The 20,794-nt window shown below is 69.8% G+C and carries 19 protein-coding genes; 14 read left to right on the top strand and 5 right to left on the bottom strand.

Translation table 11 applies throughout. From position 1 onward, the window contains the following. Window positions 1-3 precede the first annotated feature (3 nt). From Ahu01nite_RS32415 to Ahu01nite_RS32405, 3 genes are all read right to left on the bottom strand, one after another. On the bottom strand, window positions 4-1,278 hold the full coding sequence (locus Ahu01nite_RS32415) for an amino acid ABC transporter substrate-binding protein (protein WP_203840503.1): 1,275 nt from the start codon (window positions 1,276-1,278) through the stop codon (window positions 4-6). Window positions 1,279-1,377: 99 nt separating this feature from the next. After that, window positions 1,378-1,632 carry a hypothetical protein gene (locus Ahu01nite_RS32410; RefSeq protein ID WP_203840502.1) on the bottom strand — a complete coding sequence of 85 codons (255 nt, stop codon included), beginning with the start codon at window positions 1,630-1,632 and terminating at the stop codon, window positions 1,378-1,380. After that, window positions 1,605-2,174 (bottom strand): MarR family winged helix-turn-helix transcriptional regulator, encoded by a 570-nt coding sequence (locus tag Ahu01nite_RS32405; protein ID WP_203840501.1) that lies wholly within the window; start codon window positions 2,172-2,174, stop codon window positions 1,605-1,607. Before Ahu01nite_RS32405 ends, Ahu01nite_RS32410 begins: the two co-directional genes overlap by 28 nt. A gap of 203 nt (window positions 2,175-2,377) precedes the next feature. Between Ahu01nite_RS32405 and Ahu01nite_RS32400 the strand changes: the two genes are divergently transcribed. Then, window positions 2,378-2,626: a hypothetical protein gene (locus Ahu01nite_RS32400; RefSeq protein WP_203840500.1), complete on the top strand. Its 249-nt coding sequence runs from the start codon at window positions 2,378-2,380 to the stop codon at window positions 2,624-2,626. A gap of 23 nt (window positions 2,627-2,649) precedes the next feature. Then, window positions 2,650-4,362 carry a DEAD/DEAH box helicase gene (locus Ahu01nite_RS32395; protein WP_203840499.1) on the top strand — a complete coding sequence of 571 codons (1,713 nt, stop codon included), beginning with the start codon at window positions 2,650-2,652 and terminating at the stop codon, window positions 4,360-4,362. A gap of 60 nt (window positions 4,363-4,422) precedes the next feature. Here Ahu01nite_RS32395 and Ahu01nite_RS32390 read toward each other — a convergent pair whose 3' ends face one another. Together Ahu01nite_RS32390 and Ahu01nite_RS32385 are read right to left on the bottom strand one after the other, a co-directional pair. Then, window positions 4,423-5,040, bottom strand: a complete 618-nt coding sequence (locus Ahu01nite_RS32390; RefSeq protein ID WP_203840498.1) for an LPXTG cell wall anchor domain-containing protein — start codon at window positions 5,038-5,040, stop codon at window positions 4,423-4,425. A gap of 62 nt (window positions 5,041-5,102) precedes the next feature. After that, the gene (locus Ahu01nite_RS32385) at window positions 5,103-6,908 is read right to left on the bottom strand and encodes a DUF4012 domain-containing protein (protein WP_203840497.1); all 1,806 of its coding nucleotides are present in this window, start codon (window positions 6,906-6,908) and stop codon (window positions 5,103-5,105) included. Between the two features lie 100 nt (window positions 6,909-7,008). Here Ahu01nite_RS32385 and Ahu01nite_RS32380 point away from each other — a divergent pair, with 100 nt between their 5' ends. From Ahu01nite_RS32380 to Ahu01nite_RS32325, 12 genes are read left to right on the top strand one after another with little or no spacing between them, the layout of a single operon-like run. Further along, entirely contained in the window at window positions 7,009-8,043 is a 1,035-nt protein-coding gene (locus Ahu01nite_RS32380; RefSeq protein WP_275411796.1) for a polysaccharide biosynthesis protein, read from the top strand. Continuing rightward, window positions 8,040-9,122: a polysaccharide biosynthesis C-terminal domain-containing protein gene (locus Ahu01nite_RS32375; RefSeq protein WP_203840495.1), complete on the top strand. Its 1,083-nt coding sequence runs from the start codon at window positions 8,040-8,042 to the stop codon at window positions 9,120-9,122. The genes Ahu01nite_RS32380 and Ahu01nite_RS32375 overlap by 4 nt, the downstream gene beginning before the upstream one ends. Continuing rightward, window positions 9,119-10,342 (top strand): glycosyltransferase family 4 protein, encoded by a 1,224-nt coding sequence (locus Ahu01nite_RS32370; RefSeq protein ID WP_203840494.1) that lies wholly within the window; start codon window positions 9,119-9,121, stop codon window positions 10,340-10,342. The genes Ahu01nite_RS32375 and Ahu01nite_RS32370 overlap by 4 nt, the downstream gene beginning before the upstream one ends. Continuing rightward, window positions 10,339-11,451 carry a non-hydrolyzing UDP-N-acetylglucosamine 2-epimerase gene (wecB, locus tag Ahu01nite_RS32365; protein ID WP_203840493.1) on the top strand — a complete coding sequence of 371 codons (1,113 nt, stop codon included), beginning with the start codon at window positions 10,339-10,341 and terminating at the stop codon, window positions 11,449-11,451. The genes Ahu01nite_RS32370 and wecB overlap by 4 nt, the downstream gene beginning before the upstream one ends. After that, window positions 11,448-12,620 (top strand): glycosyltransferase family 4 protein, encoded by a 1,173-nt coding sequence (locus Ahu01nite_RS32360; RefSeq protein ID WP_203840492.1) that lies wholly within the window; start codon window positions 11,448-11,450, stop codon window positions 12,618-12,620. The genes wecB and Ahu01nite_RS32360 overlap by 4 nt, the downstream gene beginning before the upstream one ends. After that, a complete protein-coding gene (gene asnB, locus Ahu01nite_RS32355; protein WP_203840491.1) occupies window positions 12,599-14,413 on the top strand; it encodes an asparagine synthase (glutamine-hydrolyzing) in 1,815 nt (604 codons plus the stop codon). Before Ahu01nite_RS32360 ends, asnB begins: the two co-directional genes overlap by 22 nt. After that, window positions 14,410-15,630, top strand: coding sequence for a glycosyltransferase family 4 protein (locus Ahu01nite_RS32350; protein ID WP_203840490.1), 1,221 nt, complete (start codon window positions 14,410-14,412; stop codon window positions 15,628-15,630). The genes asnB and Ahu01nite_RS32350 overlap by 4 nt, the downstream gene beginning before the upstream one ends. Before the next feature lie 29 nt (window positions 15,631-15,659). Continuing rightward, the gene (locus tag Ahu01nite_RS32345; protein WP_203840489.1) at window positions 15,660-16,397 is read left to right on the top strand and encodes a class I SAM-dependent DNA methyltransferase; all 738 of its coding nucleotides are present in this window, start codon (window positions 15,660-15,662) and stop codon (window positions 16,395-16,397) included. Then, window positions 16,394-17,677 (top strand): oligosaccharide flippase family protein, encoded by a 1,284-nt coding sequence (locus Ahu01nite_RS32340; RefSeq protein WP_203840488.1) that lies wholly within the window; start codon window positions 16,394-16,396, stop codon window positions 17,675-17,677. Before Ahu01nite_RS32345 ends, Ahu01nite_RS32340 begins: the two co-directional genes overlap by 4 nt. Before the next feature lie 19 nt (window positions 17,678-17,696). Next, a complete protein-coding gene (locus Ahu01nite_RS32335; protein ID WP_203840487.1) occupies window positions 17,697-18,680 on the top strand; it encodes a CgeB family protein in 984 nt (327 codons plus the stop codon). Next, window positions 18,677-20,059: a hypothetical protein gene (locus Ahu01nite_RS32330; protein WP_203840486.1), complete on the top strand. Its 1,383-nt coding sequence runs from the start codon at window positions 18,677-18,679 to the stop codon at window positions 20,057-20,059. Before Ahu01nite_RS32335 ends, Ahu01nite_RS32330 begins: the two co-directional genes overlap by 4 nt. A gap of 14 nt (window positions 20,060-20,073) precedes the next feature. Further along, entirely contained in the window at window positions 20,074-20,793 is a 720-nt protein-coding gene (locus Ahu01nite_RS32325; RefSeq protein ID WP_203840485.1) for a class I SAM-dependent methyltransferase, read from the top strand. Window position 20,794 lies beyond the last annotated feature (1 nt).

Here is a 20,794-nt window from a genome sequence, read left to right as displayed (position 1 = left end):
GCCTCAGCCCTTGCAGTTCGGGTTCGGCGCCACGCCCTGACCGGTGGCGACGTCCGCCGGGTAGACGATCGGCGAGGTGCCGTCCGGCAGGTTCTGCTGCACGACGAACGGGTAGTCGGCCTGACCGCCGTTCGCCGCGGGGAAGCTGAGTCGCCCGCCCGGCAGGATCGACTCGATGTCCAGGCCTGCCAGCTGGTCGCGGACCTTCGACTTGTCCACCGAGCCTGCCTTCGCGATCGAGGTGAGCAATGCCCGCGCCGCCTCGTAGCCCTGGGCCTGGTACCACTCGGGATCGGTGCCGTACTTCGCCTTGAAACTGTCCACGAACGCCTTGTTCAGGCCGGTGTTGCCGAGCTGTTTGTTCCACCAGACCGCGGACAGCACATAACTGACGCCGTCCTGACCGAGCGCGGTGCGGGCATCGGCCTCGCTGCCCCGGGCGCCGTAGGTCAGCACCTTGGTGCACATGTTGGAACTGAGATACTGCCGCTGCATGGTGATGAAGTCGGGCAGGTGCGCGTCCACCATGAAAAGGTCGGGTTTCGCGGCCCGGACCTTGCTCAGGATCGCCGAGAAATCCTTGCCGTCCAAGGCGAACGACTCATCCGTGACGACCTGGTAATTCGTGCCGTGCGCCCTGGTGAAGTCCTGGATCCCCTTGCGGAAATCCTTGCCGTGCGACGTGTTCTCCCAGATCAGCGCGACCCGGGCCGGCTTGGGCAGTTTTCCCGCCGCCTGCTGCTGGTCGATCCATTCCATCTCGGTGTTCGCCAGGTTCTCCACCGGCGCCAGCGTCCCGAAAACCCACTGGAATCCCTTGGCGTAGATAGACGTCGCCGCCCCGCCACCGTTCACGTACGGGATCTTGTTCTGCTCGGCGACCGTGCTCTGGGCCTCGACGAGCGCCGTGGAATACGTACCCAGAAAGAAATTGACCTTGTCCTGGGTGATCAGCCGCTGCGCGAGGTTCACGGCCTTCGCCTGGTCGGTCGTGTCGTCGAGCAGATTGAGCTCGACCGGCACCTTCTTCCCGCCCAGATCCACGCCGCCGTCGGCGTTCTCCTGCTCGATCGCCAGGTCGTAGCCCTGCTTGAACCGCCCCCCGGTCTTCGACTCGCTCCCGGTCAACGGCAACGTCGACCCGATCACAATCTTGCTGGGAATCGCACTGGAATCGCCGTCGTCGTCATTTCCCTGGCTGGGAGCACAACCGGCGGTCACGAGAATCGTGGAGAGGGCGAGGATTTTGGCGAGGCGCGACGGCATGAGCAGACTCACTTCCGCGAGCGGTACTCCGGTCCACTTAGGCCAGTCCACCTTGCGACCCTGGTGAACACCGTGTCAATCGATAGATGACGATCGACAGAAGCCCGACAGTCAACTGGCCAGATCCAGGGCCGCTCCGGCGCGTCCGGGTTCGCCCCCGGCCAGGCCGCGCTCGATGGCGTTGCGGTAGGCCAGCCACATGCCCACTCCCTGCGTGGTGGACACCACGGTTGCCGTCAGGCCCAGGCCGGACGCCTGGAACAGGGACGTGAACAGGTTCGCGAAGCCGGTCGCGATCATGGCGGCCAGCTGCGCCGCCAGGATGGTGGTGCCGATCGTCAGGGTCGACCGGTCGGCGGAGAACATCGCGAACACCTGGTAACGGAAGACGAACAGTCCGGACTGCGAAGACCGCGGCGACGACGCCGACCGTGCCGGCGGAGGCCCGCAGGGCGGCGGCGGTCGCCTTTGCCGAACGTGTAGGCGAACAGCGGCAGGACGCCGGCGGTGACGCCCATCATCAGGGTGCCGGGGATCTGAACGGCGGTGTCGTCGGCGCCGGCGATCGCGAAGACCAGGCCGAACAACGGCGTGCCGAACCTGACCGCCGCCAGCAGCGACGTGTCGTGCACGGAGCCGATGAAACCGGCGTTGATGACCTGGTAGACCGAGGTGACGGCCTCGGCCGCGGCCAGCCGTTTGCTGCGCTCGTTGCCGCCGCCCGTGCGCCGCTCGACCAGCCCACGGCGCTCGAGCACCTTCAGCAGCAGCGAGATGTTCGCCGCGGTCGTCCGGGTCATCTCCGCGATGTCACGCTGGATCGCGCCCGGCTTCTGCTCCAGATAGCCGATGACCTGGGCCTGCTCGAACGTGAGATCCCCCTCGCGGATCCACTCCTCGCCGCCCACGCAGTACTGGGTCCGGGATCGTGCGGAGATTCGCAGCAATCCGTGTCGATGTCGACGAGAGGCGACGGTCCGGGTGGCTGGGGGCCTCGGTGGGTGTGAGGCGGGCCACGTGGGAGGGGGGTAAAGGGGGCTAATAGGGCAATATACTGGTTGAGGGGCGAGCGGATCTGCGTCGCCGAGGCGACCGCTCTACCCTTGACGTCGTGACTGACCTAGAAGAGGCTGCCGAGATCGAGGCGGCCCCCGAACTTATCGCCACCCACTACCTGACGAGCATCGACGACGTGGTGGAGCATCTGCGCGCCGCGAGCCAGCTCGGCCTGGGTGTCCGTGTCCGGACATACCTGGAGCAGGAGGAGGATGGCGACACGCTCGCCGAGCGCTGGGAGCTGGAGCTGCTCACGGCTTCTCCGGTGGACGAGCCGGTGCACGAAGACGCCCCGGCTGAGTGACGAACGCGAACCCGGAGCTGATGATGACTGAGTACCCCGTCGAGGAGGAGCCGTTCGGCTTCGCCGGTCTGGCGTTGCGACCGGAGTTGCTCCAGGCCCTTTCCGGTCTGGGGTACGAGGAGCCGACGCCGATCCAGCGGGAGGCGATCCCTCCGCTGCTGGACCGGCGTGACGTGCTGGGGCAGGCCGCGACCGGCACCGGCAAGACGGCCGCGTTCGCGCTGCCGCTGCTCAACGCCCTCGACCTCGACCTGGGCCACGAGCCCGACGCGGGTCCCGCCGCCCTCGTGCTGGTGCCGACCCGCGAGCTGGCCGAGCAGGTCTCCCAGGCCGTCCACAAGTACGGCAGCGCGCTCGGTGTGCGCGTCCTGCCCGTCTACGGCGGCACCCCGATCGGGCGGCAGCTGTTCGCCCTGAAGCGGGGCGTCGACGTGGTCGTCGGCACGCCCGGCCGGGTGCTCGACCACATCGGTCGCGGCACCATCGACCTCGCCGGGGTGCGCACCGTCGTGCTCGACGAGGCCGACGAGATGCTCGACATGGGCTTCGCCGAGGACATCGAGGCGATCCTCGCCGAGACCCCCGACGAGCGCCAGACCGTGCTGTTCTCCGCGACCATGCCGGCGCGCATCGAGACGATCGCCCGCCAGCACATGAGCGATCCCGTGCGGATCCAGATGGGTCGCGCGACCACCGCGCCGGGCGAGATGCCCAAGGTCCGCCAGAGCGTCTACCTCGTCGCCCGCGCGCACAAGCCGGCCGCGCTCGGCCGGGTGCTCGACATCGAGGCGCCGAAGGCCGCGATCGTGTTCTGCCGCACCCGCGAGGAGGTCGACGAGCTCACCGAGCTGCTCAACGGCCGGGGCTACCGGGCGGAGGCGCTGCACGGCGGGCTCAGCCAGGACCAGCGTGACCGGGTCATGGGGCGGTTGCGCAACGGCGCCACGCAGTTGCTGGTCGCCACCGACGTCGCCGCGCGCGGTCTCGACATCGAGCAGTTGACGCACGTCGTCAACTACAACGTGCCGTCTGCGCCGGAGGCGTACGTCCACCGGATCGGCCGGGTCGGCCGGGCCGGGCGTGAGGGCGCCGCGATCACCCTCGCCGAGCCGCGTGAGCAGCGCATGATCGCCGCGATCGAGCGGCTCACCCGCCAGCCGATCGCCATCGAGAACGTGCCGACGGTGGCCGACCTGCGGGCCCGCCGGCAGGAGCAGACCCGTGAGGCGATCGAGGAGCACCTCGGCGCCGCCGACCTGGACCGCTTCCGCGGGGTGCTCGGCAAGCTGACCGAGGAGCACGACCTCGAGACCGTGGTGCTGGCGGCGATCAAGATGCTGCACGAGGCATCCGGCGGCGACGGCGACGACGTCGAGATCCCGTCGGTGGCGCGCAGCGCGCGCGACAAGGGCAGCCGGGACCGTGGCGCCCGCCACGACGACCGGGGCCCGGACGAGCGGCGTGGCCGTCCCGGCGGCAACCGCCCGGCGAACGCCGGTTCGGCGCGGCTCTTCCTCGGCATCGGCAAGCGGGCCGGCCTGCGCCCGCAGGACATGGTCGGCGCGATCGCGGGGGAGTCCGGGCTCAGCGCCCGCGACATCGGCCAGATCCAGATCTCCGACCGCTTCACCCTGGTCGAGGTCCCGGAACGGTCCGCCGACATGGTCATCGCGGCCCTGCGCCGGGCCACGATCCGCGGCCGCAAGGCGACCGTGCGCCGGGAGCGTCCCAACTAAAGCGGACATACGAAAGCGGGGCCCGGTCACATGACCGGGCCCCGCTTTCGTGTATGGCTGTCAGAGGCTGCCGCGCCGGCGGGACCGGGTCGCGAAGAGCAGGGCGGCACCGACCAGGATCGCGCCGAGACCACCGGCGAGGGCGATCAGCAGCGGGGTGCCCGACGGTCCGGTCGTGGGCAGCGCCGCCGCGTCGTTATCGGTGTCGTCGCTGTCGTCACCGCCGCCGTTTCCGCCGTTGTCGCTGTCATCGCTGTCCAGCACCTTGACGTTCTGGGTGATCGTGACGCCGGAGGTGACCCCGGTGGCCATCAGCGTGGCCGTGCCGACCTCGGTCAGGGGAACCTCGACGCTGATGGAACCCTGCGCGTCGGCGGTGGCGGTGATGGTCGCGCGCCGGGGCAGCGTCACCGCGGCCAGGACGAGACCGTCGTTACGCTGCGACGTGAACGCCGCGGACGAGTTCCCGCCGCCGTAGCTGATGGTGATCGTGACCCGCTCGAACGGGATGAACCCCGACGCGGTGAAGGTGACGGTGCCGCCGTCCGACACGGTGCCGTCCGAGACGTTGGAGGCCGGCGGATCCACCGGGTACGGCGCCGCGTGCGCGACCCCCGGCGCAATGAGAACTGCGGTGATGGTGGCGACTAGCAGCCCCAGGATGCGGTGTACGCGCACGGTTGTCCCCCGACAATTCACGACAGATGCACATGAAAGTGTTTATTAGCTCAGGAGAAAACTTACCGAGCTTGCGGGCATCCGTCCGCCGAATCGACCGATTGGTCCCATGGGGTGATCCCCGGCGTCGTCTGCAACCGCGGCGTCACAGTCTTCCCGTAACCGCCCGCCGGGATGCCGGTGAGCAGCGAAACCTCCAGCGACCGCCGCTGGCCCGGCCGAAGATCCACGGTCACGATCCCCACGGAGCGCCGCCGGTCGGTCCCGGACCCGAACGCCGCGGCAGACCCGTCCAGCCGCATCCCCACGATGCTGCCCCCGGTCGAGCTGTAGACCGACACATTGGTACGCACGGTGTACGGATCCCCGGCCAGCGCCAGCCCCGTCACAGCCTCCGGCAGCCCCGACTCCGGCACCGCCGACCCGAGCGTGACCTTGAGCGTCATCTCCCGCCGCCCGTCGCGCCGGCACCTCGGCGTGACCTTAAGGGCGGCCCGCTGCGTCAGGTAGTAGCCGAGCTTCGCCCCGCTGCCGTCGTTGAGGAAGACCCCAACGGTCGGCTCGGTGCCGTCGCTGGCCGGCAGCACTCCCGCCAGGGCGCTGCCCGCGAGCAACTCGTTCTCCGCCGGATGCGCGCTCCAGACGAGCAACCGGCGCTCGGCGGTCGCCCGGGTCAGCGCGTTCAGCATCGCGGCGGGTTTCAGCGGCCGTGCCACCACCGCCTCGAACACCGCTGTGGCAGCGGCGGCGAAATACGCGTCCTGCTCCTGGGGTGCGGACTTCGACAGGTACGTCTCGGACAGCAGCACGGAGACCACGTTCGCGGCGGTCAGGTCCTTGCCGCCGGGCACGCTCACCTTGCCGACAGCGCCCAGCAGGTAGGAGAGCGCCACCGGGTCGGTCGCGAAGACGCCGTCCACAGTCGTGCCGGTCCGCCGCCGGTACATCTCCCGGGCCAGCCGTCCCGCGGTGGGGAAGTCCGGCGACACGTTGATGTCGGCGGGAAACGTGGCCATCTTGTCGGTGTAGAGCGCCCGGTCCGTCGCCGTCAGCGCCAGGACCGGCTTGGCGAACGTACGCAGGTCCGCCGCGGCCGAGCCCTGGTCGGTGATCGTGATCCGGCCCTCGTCCGCCGTGATCACCACGTAGGCGCCGGGCATCCCGCCGGTGGCCCGGACCTCGGCGAGGTTCTGGAACAGTGCCAGATAGGTACGCGGCCCGGCGCTCCCGAGCATCGGCGGCACCAGAGCCGAGCTGCGCGCGGCGATGGCGGTCAGCGAGGAGGCCCGCCGCAGATCGTCGCGCAACCCGGTCACCGCCGTCCGGACCTGGCCGACCAGCCCGTCCACGGCGATGGTGTCGACCCGTTCCCGGGCCCGGCGCAGCGCCGCGTCCGCCGCGGCGAGCTTCGGCGCTGCCCGCTCGATCGGTTCGAGGTCGATCCGGCCGTTGCGGGGCGCGAGGGTGTCGAGGCGGACCGAGCCGGCCGTCTCCACGAGCGGGGGCAAGCCGTCGCGGGCGAAGTCGTCCAGGGCGTCGGCGACGGTCCGCACGGCGGCGAGGTCGTCACCCGCCACGGGGAACCGGGTGCCCGCCTGCCAGACGGGGTCGTGCACGTCGTTGCGGGCCGCGCGCGTCTCGCTCTGCAATGCGGCGAGCGTCGCGGTGGCTGCCGGGTCGCCGGTCTGCAACTGCGCGCGGAGCTGGCGTACGAGGACGGCCGCCTCCTGCAGGTGGTCCTGGGAACTGCGCGCCCGCATCCCGGCCCACGCCGTCCCCCCGGCGCCCGCGACCACCACCACCAGCGCAGCGGCCAGCGCTCTGCGGACATGACGGCGCCCCGAACGACGCCTACGGCCTTGTGTCACGCGCTCCTCCTCAGTAACAAAATGGATTTTAGGGACACGAAGCCGTCAAGTCCGCATAATGCGTTTACAGGCTCTTTCGCCCATCGAAAGGGAGGCACCCGTGCCCGTCCCGCTCTCCGGCCGCCGCTTCGCCATCACCGGCGGCACCGGCTCGTTCGGACAGGCGATGGTCGGCCACCTGCTCGCCGCCGGCGCCGCGGAGATCCGCGTGCTGAGCCGTGACGAGGCCAAGCAGGACCAGATGCGCGGCCGCCTGCGCGACGACCGGGTGCGCTATTACGTCGGTGACGTCCGGGACCGCGACACCGTGCGCAAGGCGACCCGCGGTGTGGAGTTCGTGTTCCACGCCGCGGCCCTCAAACAGGTGCCGTCGTGCGAGTTCTTCCCGCTCGAGGCGTTGCGTACCAACGTGCTGGGCAGCGCCAACGTCGTCGAGGCCTGCGAGCGCAACGGCGTCGGGTCGCTCGTGCTGCTCAGCACCGACAAGGCCGTCTACCCGGTCAACGCGATGGGCATGACGAAGGCACTGATGGAGAAGGTGGCCCAGGCGCACGCCCGGACCAGCCCGGACTCGCCCACCACGGTCTCCTGCGTGCGGTACGGCAACGTCATGTACTCGCGTGGCTCGGTCATCCCGCTGTTCGTGGAGCAGCTGCGCACCAACCGCCCGCTGACCGTCACCGACCCCGCGATGACCCGGTTCCTGATGTCCCTCGCGGAATCGGTGGAGCTGGTCGAGCGGGCGTTCACGGGTGCCGTACCGGGCGATGTGTTCATCCGCAAGGCCAGCGCCTGCACCATCGGGGACCTCGCGCTCGCCCTCGGCAACCTGTTCGGTGTCACCCCGAAGCTCGAGATCCTCGGCATCCGGCACGGCGAGAAGATGGACGAGACCCTCGCCAGCCGCGAGGAGCTCCGGCACGCCCAGGACCTCGGCGAGTTCTTCCGGGTGCCACTGGACACCCGGGACCTGAACTACGCGCCGTACGTCGAGCAGGGCGACCAGGGGACCGAGCGGCTGTTCGACTTCAACTCCGCGAACGCGCCACGGCTCGACGTACCGGAGATCGAGGCCCTGCTGCTCACCCTCCCGGAGATCCGCGCGGAGCTCGGCACCCTGGTGGCGGCCGGATGACGTCCCCGCTGATCCTCACCGGCGCGAGCGGCTTCCTCGGCTGGCACGTCCGGGTCCTGGCCCGCGCGCACGGCCTGCCCGACCCGATCGCCGTCACCCGCGCCGACCTGTGCCGCCCCGACCTGCTCGCCGGGCTGCTCAGCGGTGCCGACCGGGTGCTGCACGTCGCCGGCGTCAACCGGGGCGAGGCGGACCTCGGCAACCGCGAACTCGCCGATCAGCTCGCGGCGGGACTGCGGCGGTGCGCGACACCGCCGAAGACCGTCGTGTTCGCGAACTCGATCCAGGCCGGCAACGGCACTGCGTACGGTGACGGGAAGGCAGCCGCAGCCGCCACGCTCGCCGAGGCCACCGAATGGTCCGGGTCCCGCTTCGAGGACGTCCGGCTGCCGAACCTGTTCGGGGAGCACGGCCGGCCGTACTACAACTCGGTCGTGGCGACGTTCTGCCGGGAGCTCGCCGACGGCAACACGCCGCGCGTCGACCAGGACCGGCCGCTGGACCTGCTGCACGCCACCGACGCCGCGGCGCTGCTGGCCGGGCTGCCCGCCGCCGGCCCGACCCGGTGCGGCGTGGGCGACCTGCTCGACCGGCTGCGGGAGATGGCCGCGCGCTACGCGGTGGGGGAGATCCCGTCGCTGACCAGCCGCTTCGACGTGCGGCTGTTCAACACCTACCGCTCGCACCTCTTCCCGGCCACCACGCCGTTCCCGTTGCCGTGCCACAGCGACACCCGCGGCGACCTGGTCGAGGCGGTCAAGGTGCACGGCGGCGGCGGCCAGACGTTCGTCTCCACCACCAACCCCGGGATCACCCGCGGCGAACATTTCCACCTGGCCAAGGTGGAGCGCTTCCTGGTTCTGCGCGGCGAGGCACTCATCCGGGTACGCCGGGTGCTGCACGACGACATCCACACTTTCCGGGTACGCGGTGAGCGCCCCGCCTTCGTTGACATGCCCGCGATGTGGGCGCACAGCATCACCAACATCGGCGACTCCGATCTGCTGACCCTCTTCTGGTCCAACGAGGTCTTCGACCCGGGACAGCCCGACACGTTCCCGGAACGGGTGGTGGCGTGAAGATCGGCATAGTCAGCCAGTGGTACCCGCCGGAACCCGCGTACATCCCCGCCGACCTCGCCACGGGACTGGTCGCGCGCGGGCACCGGGTCCGGGTGCTGACCGGCTACCCCACATACCCGGCGGGCAAGCTCTACCCCGGATACCGGCAGCGCCGCCACGACACGGCGACGATCGAAGGCGTGACCGTACGCCGGGTGCCGCTCTACCCGAGCCACGACCGCTCCGGCACCCGCCGCGCGGCCAACTACCTGTCCTTCGCGGCCAGCAGCGCCGCCGCCGCGCTGAGCTACCTGGGCGCGGCCGACGTCGTCTACGTCTACCTGACCCCGGCGACGGCGTTCGCGGCCCCGGCCCTGCTGCGCCTGGTGCGGGGGATCCCGGTCGTCATCCACGTCCAGGACATCTGGCCGGAGTCGGTGACGTCCTCGGGCATGCTCCCCGGGGGCGCTGCCGGACGGCTTGCCGGCTCGGTGCTGCACGCGGCCATGCGGCAGACCTATCGGATGGCGTCGGCCATCGCCGTCATCGCGCCGTCGATGCGGGACCTGGTCGTCGCGCGCGGTGCTGCGGCTTCGCGCGTACGGGTCGTGCTCAACTGGGCCGACGAATCCCTCTTCCGCCCGGTCGGCGTCGACCCCGCGGCCCGCGCCCGGCTCGGTCACCGCGACCGCTGCACGATCATGTACGCCGGCGCGATGGGCCCGTTCCAGAACATCGGCGACTCGATCCGCGCGGCGTCCGCGGCCCGCGACGACGTCGACCTGGTCCTGGCCGGCTCCGGGATCGGCGAGAGCGACGCCCGCACCCTGACCGCCAGCCTCGGCGCCGACAACGTCCGCTTCCTGGGCCGCCTGCCGGTCGACGAGATGGCGGCCCTCTACGCCGCGGCCGACTACCAGCTCGTCACGCTGAAGGACCTGCCGATCTTCCGCGGCACGATCCCCTCGAAACTGCCCGCCGCGCTGTCCTGCGGCTCCCCGGTCCTGGTCTCCGTCCCCGGCGACTCCGCCGCACTCGTCGAGGGCAGCGGCGCCGGCCTCGCCTGCCCGCCGGAGAACTGGCAGGCACTGGCAGCCCGGTTCCGGCAGGCAGCGGCCCTGTCACCGTCGGCCCGCGCCGAGATGGGCCGCAACGCCCTGGACACCTACCGCGCCCGGATGTCCCGCCGGGCCGGCCTCGACCAGCTCGAGGACATGCTGGTGGGGGTAGCCCGATGACCCGCGTGATGACCGTGGTGGGCACCCGCCCCGAACTCATCCGGCTCTCCCGCGTGCTGGTCACCCTGGACCGCACCGTCGAGCACACCCTCGTCCATACGGGCCAGAACTGGGACCCGGCTCTCAGCGACGTCTTCTTCGACGAGCTCGAACTCCCCAAGCCGTCCCGCAACCTCGCCGTCGACACGACCTCCCTCGGCACGGTCCTCGCCGGCGTCCTCACCGGTGTGGAGAAGGCCCTCGAGGAGGTGCGCCCCGACGCCCTGCTCGTGCTCGGCGACACGAACAGCTGCATCGCCGCGCTGATGGCCCGCCGCATGAAGGTGCCGGTCTACCACATGGAAGCGGGCAACCGCTGCTTCGACCAGAACGTCCCCGAGGAGACCAACCGCCGCCTCGTCGACCACGTCAGCGACTTCAACCTGGTCTACACCGAACACGCCCGCCGCAACCTGCTCGCCGAAGGCCTCCACCCCCGCCGCATCCTGCACACCGGCTCCCCGATGCGCGAGGTCCTCGACCACTACCGCCCCCGCATCGACGCGAGCCCGGTCCTCGACCGCCTCAGCCTCGAACCGGGCGGCTACTTCGTCGTCAGCGCCCACCGCGAGGAGAACGTCGACGACCCCGCCCGCCTCGCCCGGCTACTCGGCTGCCTGCACGCCGTACGCGAGAAGTGGGGCCTTCCGGTACTGGTGTCGACGCACCCGCGTACCCGTGACCGCCTTAAACGTGCCACGACGGACCCGGAACTGCTCAACGGCCTGACGTTCCACCCGCCCTTCGGCTTCTTCGACTACGTCCACCTGCAACTACAAGCCCGCTGCACACTGTCGGACAGCGGCACGATCAGCGAGGAATCCGCGATCCTGGGCTTCCCCGCCGTCTCCCTGCGCGAATCCATCGAACGCCCCGAAGCCCTCGACACGGGCGTCACCATCATGACCGGCCTGGACCCCGCCGGCCTCCTCGAAGCCATCGACGTGGCAACCTCCCGACGCGCCGCCTGCCCAGCCGACTACGAGATCCCGGACACCTCGGACCGAGTCGTCCGCTTCATCCTCTCCACCGTCCGCCGCCACCACGACTGGGCCGGGATCCGCCGATGACCGACGACCGCTACCGGGTCCTGATGACCTGCGGCGTCTTCGAACCCGGCTTCCGCGGCGGCGGCCCGGTCCGCTCGCTGGCCCAGATCCTCGACACGCTGCCCGGCGACATCGACGCGGTCCTGATCACCAGTGACCGCGACCTCGGCACCTCCGAACCCTACCCCGGACTGTCCGGACGATGGATCACCCGCGGCCGGACCAGCGTCTACTACCTGAACACCCGGGCTCCCCTGCAATGGCTGAGGCTCTGGCAGGACCTGCGGACCGTCACCTTCGACCTCATGTACGTCAACAGCTTCTTCTCGCCGCGATTCACCCTGGCGCCGATCCTGGCCGCCCACCTCCGCCTGGTACGCCCGCGGCGGCTTCTGATCGCACCACGTGGTGAGTTCGCCCGGGGAGCCCTGGCTCTGAAGGCCGCCAAGAAGCAGCTCTTCCTGCTTCTCTGGGGCCGGCTTGTGAAACGGGCAGGGGTGCTCTGGCATGCCTCCACCAGCCGGGAAGCGGACGATATCCGTGCGGTCTACCCCTGGGCCGACGTCGAGATCAGCCTGAACCAGGTCGCGCTCCCGGGGGAGCCGATGACGGCCAGGCCCGGTGGCCGCACTGCACGGCTGGCGTACATCGGCCGGATATCTCCGATGAAGAACCTGGACCTGACGCTCGAGGCGCTGGGTGCCCTGTCCGCGCCGGTGAGGTTCGACATCTACGGGCCCGTGGAGGACGGTCCCTACTGGAACCGCTGCCGCCAGATGATTGACCGTCTCGGCGACAACGTTGTGGTCCGCTATTGCGGCCTCCTGGCCCCGGACGAGGTTCGCAGCACGTTCGCGGGCTACGACGCCTTCGTCTTCCCGACCCGCGGTGAGAATTTCGGGCACGTGATAGCGGAAAGCCTGTCGGCGTCCTGCCCGGTGATCTGCTCGGACGCCACGTCGTGGAGCGCGGTGCTGCGTGCCGGTGGTGGCGTTGTCCTGCGCGAGGGGACCGTCGCGGAACTCAGCGCCGAACTCCACCGGGTTGCCACCATGACCAGTGACCAGCGGTTACAGGCCCGGGAGACCGCCGGTGCCGCGTACCGCGCCTGGCACGCCGGAAACAACGATCGCAACGTTCTGGACCTGATCCGGGAGAGGACGGCGTCATGTGCGGCATCGCCGGCGTGATCACCCCGCACCCGGGCGGCGAAAGCCTGACCACGGTGCGGCGCCTCAACGTGCGGCAGCACCATCGCGGCCCGGACGACACCGGATTGTGGTCCGGCGCCAACGCGGTGCTGGGACAGACCCGGCTCGCCGTGATGGATCTGACCGACGGCGGCCACCAGCCGTTCACCACGGCTGACGGGTCGGTGTCGGTCGTCTTCAACGGCGAGATCTACAACCATGACGAGCTACGCCGCACCCACGGCCTCACGTCCCCGGGCCGGTGCGACGGCGCGATCCTGCCCGAACTCTGGCAGCGGCTCGGCACCGCGATGTTCGCCGAGCTCCGCGGAATGTTCGCGATGGCGATCTACGACACGGTGCGGCGGACGGTCACCCTGGCCCGGGACACCTTCGGCGTCAAACCGCTGTACTGGCTGCGGATGCCCGAGGGACTCGTGCTCGCGTCGGAGGTCCGGCCGCTGGCGGACCTCGTGCCGCGTCCCCGGCTGAGCCGTGCGGCCCTACGTCACTACCTCATGTTCGGTGCCATGGGCCGTGACCAGTCGCCGTTCACCGAGATCCAGAGCGTCCCGGCCAACGGCTGGATCCAGTGGGACGCGAACCTCAGCCGCACCGCCGGCGTGGTGCGGGCCGACCCGCTCGTCCATCCGGCCGGTGCCGGCCACGGACAGCTGCGGGCCGCGTTCCTGGAGTCGGTGTCCTTGCATCTGCTCAGCGACGTACCGATGGCCCTGCTGCTCTCCTCGGGTCTCGACTCGGGCGCGCTGGCCTGGGCCTGCGCGGAACTCGGCACCGACGTCACGTGTGTGACCGTCGACATGGGCAGCGGCACCTCCGAGTCGCCCGGTGCGGCACGGCTGGCCCGGCGATTCGGCCACGACCACGAAGTCGCGTCGGCCACACCCGACGCCGAGCTTGTCGCCCGCTATTTCGCCGCCATGCAAAGGCCGTCCGTCGACGGCCTGAACGTGTTCCTCGTCAGCCGGGCGGTCGCGGCACTGGGCAGACGCGCGGCGCTCAGCGGCACGGGCGGCGACGAGATGCTGGCCGGATATCCGTCATTCAAACTTCTTCGCTATCTCCCCCTGCTGAGGGCCGGCGACGCGGTGCACGCCACCCACCTCGCCGCCGGGCTCTACCGCGGAGGGAACGCCAAACTGGCGAACCTGCTCGGCCCGGCCGGCCCCCGCAGCTCGGACGGGCTGGGCCGGCTCACCCGGCGGGTGCTGATGGACGAGCAGATCCGGGCCCTGGCGCCCTGGGCGGCGCCGGAGCCCCGACCGGGCGCGGCGGACCGGGACGGCTCAGCCGGAGCCCTCGCCCAGAGCGAGATCGACCGGTATCTCGGCGGCACCCTGCTCCCGGACACCGACGCGTTCTCAATGGCATGGTCGGTGGAGATGCGGGTGCCGTTCGTCGATGTCGAGTTCGCCCGGGTGGCACTGTCCGTCGACCGGCGCCGGGGAGTGGGTAAACGAGGCTTCGCCCGGGCACTCGGCAGCGCCGAGCTGGACCCGATCGCCCGGGGCCGTAAGAAGAGCTTCCATCTGCCGATGGACGGGTGGATGCGAACCGGCCCCCTGTCCCCGGCGGTACAGGCCGTGGCGTCACCGGAGGCACCGCTCCGCGCCATCCTGGACCCCCGGGGCATCGACGAGATCATGGCTGCCTGGCGGTCCGGCCGCACGGCCTGGTCCCGGGCCTGGTCCCTCACCGCGCTGAACTCCTGGCTGACCTCCCTGGACCCGGCCCCGGTCCTGCACGACGATCCCGGGGCAGGTGACCGATGACCAGGATCGCGCTCGTCACCCACGGCTTCGCACTGGGCGGCGGCGTGCCCACCATCGCCCAATGGCTCCAGGAGAGCCTCACTGCCCACGGCGGATACAGCGTCGACATCCACGACCTCGCCACCTCCCGGACGGACCCCGCCAGCCGCCGCCTCACCAGCCCGTCCTCCTGGCGGCGCCCGAGCCTGCGAGGTGAAGGCCGGCACCCGGTGCCGCACCAGAATTGGGGCGCGAACGCCGTCGAAGTCGAGGTCATGCGATACCACCGGCGACGAGAGCTGACCGAGACCCTACGGGGGTACGACCTGATTCAGGTCGTTGCCGGGTCGCCGGCCTGGGCTGCCCCCGTACTCGGCTGCGGTCGGCCGGTGGTTGTCCAGGTCGCGACGACCGCGGCGTGGGAGCGCGCGGTGACCGGATCGGAGTCGGGCTTCGCGCTGCGGAGATGGCGCGAGCTGATGACCGCCCTCACCAGCCGGATCGAATCCGCCGCGTTAGGCGGGGCCGACGTGGTCCTGGTCGAGAACGACGCGATGCTCGACCGGGTCCACGCCGGTGGTCACCCGCGGGCCTGGAAAGTGGCACCGGGCATCGATACCGGCACGTTCGTGCCGGCCGCTTCCGGGTGGTGTCATGACGGGCCCCTGCTCACGGTCTGCCGCCTGAACGATTCGCGTAAGAACCTGGAGCTGATGGTGCGGGCGTACGGCCACCTTGTGGAGCGGAGGGGAGCCTCGCCACCGTTGATCCTGGCAGGTTACGGCTCGATCCCTCCGGCGCTGGGTCACCTCATCCACCGGCTCGGACTGACCGGCCGGATCCGGGTCTGCGCCGACGTCACCCGGGTGGATCTGGTCCGGCTTTACCAGCAGGCCTCGATCTTCCTGCAGACCTCCGCCGAGGAGGGCCTGGGGATCGCCGTCCTCGAGGCCATGGCGTGCGGCCTTCCGGTGGTGGCCACCGCCACCCACGGGACGCGGGAGACCGTCATCGACGGCGAGACCGGCTGGCTCGTGGAGCCTGCGACCCCCGATGTCGTGAAGGCGGTCGCGGACAAGGTGGAGATCGCTCTGGACAGCGGCGGCAGCCGGGCCGGTCTCCGAGGCCGGGCACGCTGCGTGGCGGAATTCTCGGCAGATGCCGGCTTGCGACGTTTCCTAGATGTCTACGACGCGGTGCTGCACCGGCGGAGTGCGGTCATGTCAGGGCCGGCATGACATCGACCTCACAGGGAGCAGGTAACCGGATGAGTGCTCTCGACGAGCGGATGTATCAGGCGTACGTGTCCACCCACACCGGACCTGCCGACGGCAGCAGCACCAGGTTCATCTACCGGCGTGACATCCGGCCTTGCCTACCGGCCGGAGCCGCGGGCGCCACGGTGCTCGACATCGGTTCCGGACAGGGCGAACTGGTACGGCTGTTGTCGGCGGATGGCTTCGCCGCCGAGGGCGTGGACGTGAGCGCCGAACAGGTGGCGCTCGCCCACGCCGCCGGCCTGAGCCAGGTACGACTGGGCGACTTCCACGCCCGTCTCGGTACTGCCGACTCCGCCTGGGACGCGGTGATCGCCACCGATGTGCTGGAACATCTCGGCGCCGACGAGATCCTGCGCACCTTCGACGAGGTCAGCCGGGCGCTGCGGCCGGGCGGCGTGTTCATCGCGAGGGTCCCGAACGCGGTGAGCCCCACCGGCGGGCACCTTATGTTCGGTGACATCACCCACCGGACCTGGTTCACGCAGCGCAGCGTTCGGCAGCTCGCCGCGGCGGCCGGTTTCGCCACGGTCCGGGTGTTCGCCTGCCCGCCACCGGCCCACGGTTTGACGAGCGCCGTCCGCGCCGCGCTCTGGAAACCGATCAGCGGGATGCTGAAGCTGTCGCTCGCCGCGGAGACCGGGCAGCTGCGCGGACACATAGTCACCCATAACCTGACGTTCACTGCCCGCCGGGAGCCGGTACCGCAGCGCTCGCCCGGCCGATGACGGCGGTTGTCCTCGCCGGGCTGCGCCGCTTCCGGATGCCGGGAATCTGGCGGGACATGGCCACCACAGCCGCCAGCAACATCGGCTCGCTGGCGGCAGCCGGCGTCGCCGGCGTCGTCATCGCACGATCGCTGGGGCCCGGAACACGCGGCGAGTACGCGGCGGTGACGGCGTGGTTCGGCATCATGCTCACCATCGGTGAGCTGGGCCAGACGGCGTCGATCACGTATCACGTATCGCACGAGCCGGCCCGGGCCAGGGACTACCTGGCCACTACCCGGACGATCCTGGCAGTGAGTGGTGCGGCGACGCTCGTTGTCGGCCTGCTGGCCGCGCCGTGGCTCGCGTCCGGGAGCGCCGGCCTGCTCAGTGGCTATCGCCTGATGGTCGTGGCCTGCCTGGTCAGTCTTCTCGGCGCCGGTTACGTCTTCAGCCTGCAGGCCACCAGCATCGCCCGATGGAACGTGATCCGATTCCTGCAGCCACTGCTTTACCTGGCCGTGATCCTGCTGTTGAACGCCGCCGGCCGGCTGACCCTGGGAACGTTGCTCGCCGGGCTCGCGGGCACGGTGCTGTGCCAGGCGGTGGTGGCCTACGAGGTCTGCAGGCGGGCCGGGCTGACCGGCGGCCGGATCCGCCTGGAACGTGCCCGCCCGCTGGTTCGATACGGCCTGGGTCAATTGGCCGGATCCCTGCCCGCTGTGATCGTCGCGCGGGTCGACCTCGTGGTGCTGTCACTCGTCACGTCCACGGCGGACCTGGGCAACTACGCGGTCGCCGTGTCCCTCACCTCGCTGGCGGTGCCGCTCGTGTCGGCGATCGGCAGCGTCGCGTTCCCGCGTCTCGCCCGGCTGTCAGCCGACACCGATGCCGCACGGCTGCAGCGCGGCGCGATGCTCGGCAGCCTCGCCATCGGTGCCGCCCTGATGGTGCCGCTCGCGGGACTGGCCACCTGGATAGTGCCGCTGGTTTTCGGGAGTTCCTATCACAACGCCGTCCTGCTCGTCGTCATTCTCGCGCCGGGTGGTGCGTTCCTCGCCTGCAACCAGGTCTGCACCGATCTTCTGCTCGGGCTTCGCCGACCCCTCGCCGTGGCCCGGATCCAGGTTGTCGCGGCGGCGCTCACTGTCACCTTGCTGTTTCTGCTCACCCCGCCGTACGGCGCGCGAGGTGCGGCCGTCGCCACCACGGTTTCCGCCACTGTGGCGATGGTGTTGCTGATGCGCGCTCTGTCCGGGCTTGGCGGCGTGTCACCTCGGCATGCGCGGACCCGAAACTGATACGGAAGGAAGCACCCTCGTGCACCTCGGTCTGATCGGTCCCTACGCGCCGGACATGTTTCTGCACAACATCGGCGATGCCCTGGTGCGGCTCGGGCACCAGGTGACGCACCTCGGCGTGGTCCGGTCGGAGCGTGGCGGGCGGGTACGCGCGAGACTCACCGATCTGGCACTCGCCGCGCACCCGCGGGCGGAAGACCGATATCAGCGTCACCTGGCGGACGCCGCCCGTCGCAGTGGTTGTCAGGCCGTGATCACCACTGACGGTTCCCTGCCGCCCGCGGTGGTCGGCATGTTGCGGCGTAACAGGATCCCGGTCGTCCTGTGGTTTCCGGACGCGGTGACCAACATGGGTCGCCAGCGCATGCTGACCGCCCCGTACTCAGCGATGTTCTTCAAGGATCCGTTGCTCGTGCAACGGTTGCGTGACGTCCTCGGGCTGCCGGTCGGCTACCTGCCGGAGGCCTGCAATCCGCGCTGGCACCGGCCGATCGGAGCCGCCGGGACCGAACGCGTCGTCGTGGTCGCGGGGAACATCTACCCGAGCCGGGTGGTGCTGCTGCAACGCTTGCATGCCGCCGGCGTGCCGCTTCGCATATACGGGGGGCCGCCCGCCCGCTGGATCAGGGGGCTGTTGCCGCCCGATCTCTATGCCGGCCGGTCGGTCTACCGGGAGGAGAAATCCATGGTGTTCCGCTCGGCGGTCGCGGTCCTGAACAACCTGCATCCCGGGGAGATGTCAGGGGTGAACTGCCGCTTGTTCGAGGCGAGCGGCGCCGGCGCGGCCGTGCTCTGCGAGCGGCGTCCTGTCCTCGGCGAGCTGTTCGACCTCGACCGGGAGGTGGTTCCGTACAGCACCTTCGACGAGCTGACCGAACGGATCCGTGAGCTCTTCGATGATCAGCGGCTCGGCGCGGAGTACGGCGACGCGGCGAGCAAACGGGCTCATGCGGAGCACGCGTACGACGTGCGGATGCCGGCGATTCTGGAGCGGCTGACATGACGGTGTCGGTGGTGATCGGCCTGTTGCTACAACTCCTGGCTCTCTGGCTCGTGCACGTCACCATCCGGGGACAGTGGCTCCGGCACACCGGGGCGATGCTGCTCACCGTCGCCGTCATCTACCAAGGCGTCACCGAGCTCATGCAGAGCTTGTTCCCGGGCCGTGAGCACAGTTACCGGTACCTGGTCAGACAGGATGCCATCGACAACTGGGTGCTGCTGGTGTCGGCGGCGATCCTGCTGTTCGCGGTCGGCTATGTCGGATCGCTCCGGTTGGCCGGCCGGCGAACCGGACTCCCGCACGGTGCACCGGCCGACCCGGCCGGATACCTGCGCGACCTCAAGCTCCGCTGGTTGCTGATATCGATCGTTCCTCTGATGATCACCGCACTCACCGGTCGTGGGGAGACGGCACAGACGACGACGTCGAACGGGGTGACGCAGACCGGCTACGCCCTCGCGGGTCTGACCGAGCAGTTCTACGTCCTTCTCGTCGGGATCTGCGGCGCGGCCCTGATCGCGCGGTACGGCACCCGGTGGATGCTTCCGCTCTTCGTCGTCCAGGGCGGCCTCATCGCCCTGGCCGGGCAGCGCATGGCTGTCGTGATCGCATGTGTTCTGTCGCTCTACGGAGCCGCTGTGTGCGGCGTCCGGCCGACCCGCAAGCAGCTCACGTCCACGGTGCTGGCTCTGGCGTTCCTGGCCATGGCGATCTCGTCGGCCCGTGCCGCGGTCGGCCGGGATGCCTTCGCCTCGGGGGGAGATCTGACGGGCCGGATCTTGGCGGTGGCCCAGGGTGTGGAGAATCTGCCCAGAGCGGACGGTGCCGTCCTTGACGACGTCGTCTACCGCTTCGATGGCAATGCGTTCGGGGCAATCGTCACCGAGAGCCTGAGCCGCGGCGCCGAGACTGTCGGCCTCACCACCGTGAAGAACGACCTTCTGCTGGCCGTTCCCAGCCTTCTCTATCCGACGAAGATCGATACCCCGCTGCGCGATCGGAGCGAAGAGGTCTACCTGATGGAACGGTACGGGTTGCCCCTGACCGTGGACTATCTGCCGGGTCTGTTCGGCACGATCGTCAGCTATTACGGCCCGCTGGGACTTGTCCTGATCGCGGTGTTGATCGGGATGGTGTGGGCGGTCGTGGACAGGTGGATCCTCGACCGGGCGTCGCCGCTGCGGATGATTCTGGGGCTGGGGCTGACGCTTTGTGCCTTGAGCTATGAGAAGGGGCCGGCGTACTACCCGGCGGCCATGCGTGGAGTACTGCTCTTCGCGTTCCTGTTGTGGGTGATCCAGCAGGTGAACAACCGGAACGGCGCGGCGGCCCGCCGGACAGCGACCCCGAAGCCGGCATCGCCGGTGACGACCCGATGATGACGGAGGATGGGATGACTGTGGAACGAACCATGCTGCGGCGGATCCGGCAGGTGCCCGGTGCGGGCCCGGTGCTGTCCGGCGTAGCGAGATTTCTGCGTGACCGGTCCTTCACCGGATCGCAGCGGTACTGGGAGGACCACTACGCGACGGGGGGAACCTCGGGGCACGGGTCGATCGGCCGGCTTGCCGCTTTCAAGGCCGAGACGCTCAACGCGGTCGTCGCCCGGTATGGCGTCTCCTCGGTCATCGAGTTCGGTTGTGGCGACGGTGAGCAGCTCGCTCTTGCCGACTATCCCCGCTATCTGGGCCTGGATGTCTCTCCTACGACGCTGACCGCCACCATGGCGCAGTTCGCCGGCGACCGGACGAAGAGCTTTCTGTACTACGACCCGGCACGGTTCGTGGACCACGCCGGGCTGATCAGCGCCGATCTGGCGCTCTCCCTCGACGTGATCTATCACCTGGTGGAGGATGACGTCTACGACCTGCACCTGGATCATGTTTTTGGGTCAGCCCGCCGGCTCGTCGTTCTCTACACCAGCGATGCCGACTCCCTCACGGTCATCGAGCGGACCTCGCCCCACGTTCTGCACCGGCGGGTGCTTCACGACGTCGCCGAACGTTTCCCGCGGTGGCGCCTCAGCGACCGCATCCCGAACAGGTACCCCTACCAGGGCAGTCGGACGGAGACCTCGTTCGCTGATTTCCTCATCTACGAATTCTGTGGTTGAG

This window comes from Winogradskya humida (assembly GCF_016862215.1).
GTDB lineage: Bacteria > Actinomycetota > Actinomycetes > Mycobacteriales > Micromonosporaceae > Actinoplanes > Actinoplanes humidus.
This window is presented reverse-complemented; position numbering and strand designations above follow the sequence as displayed.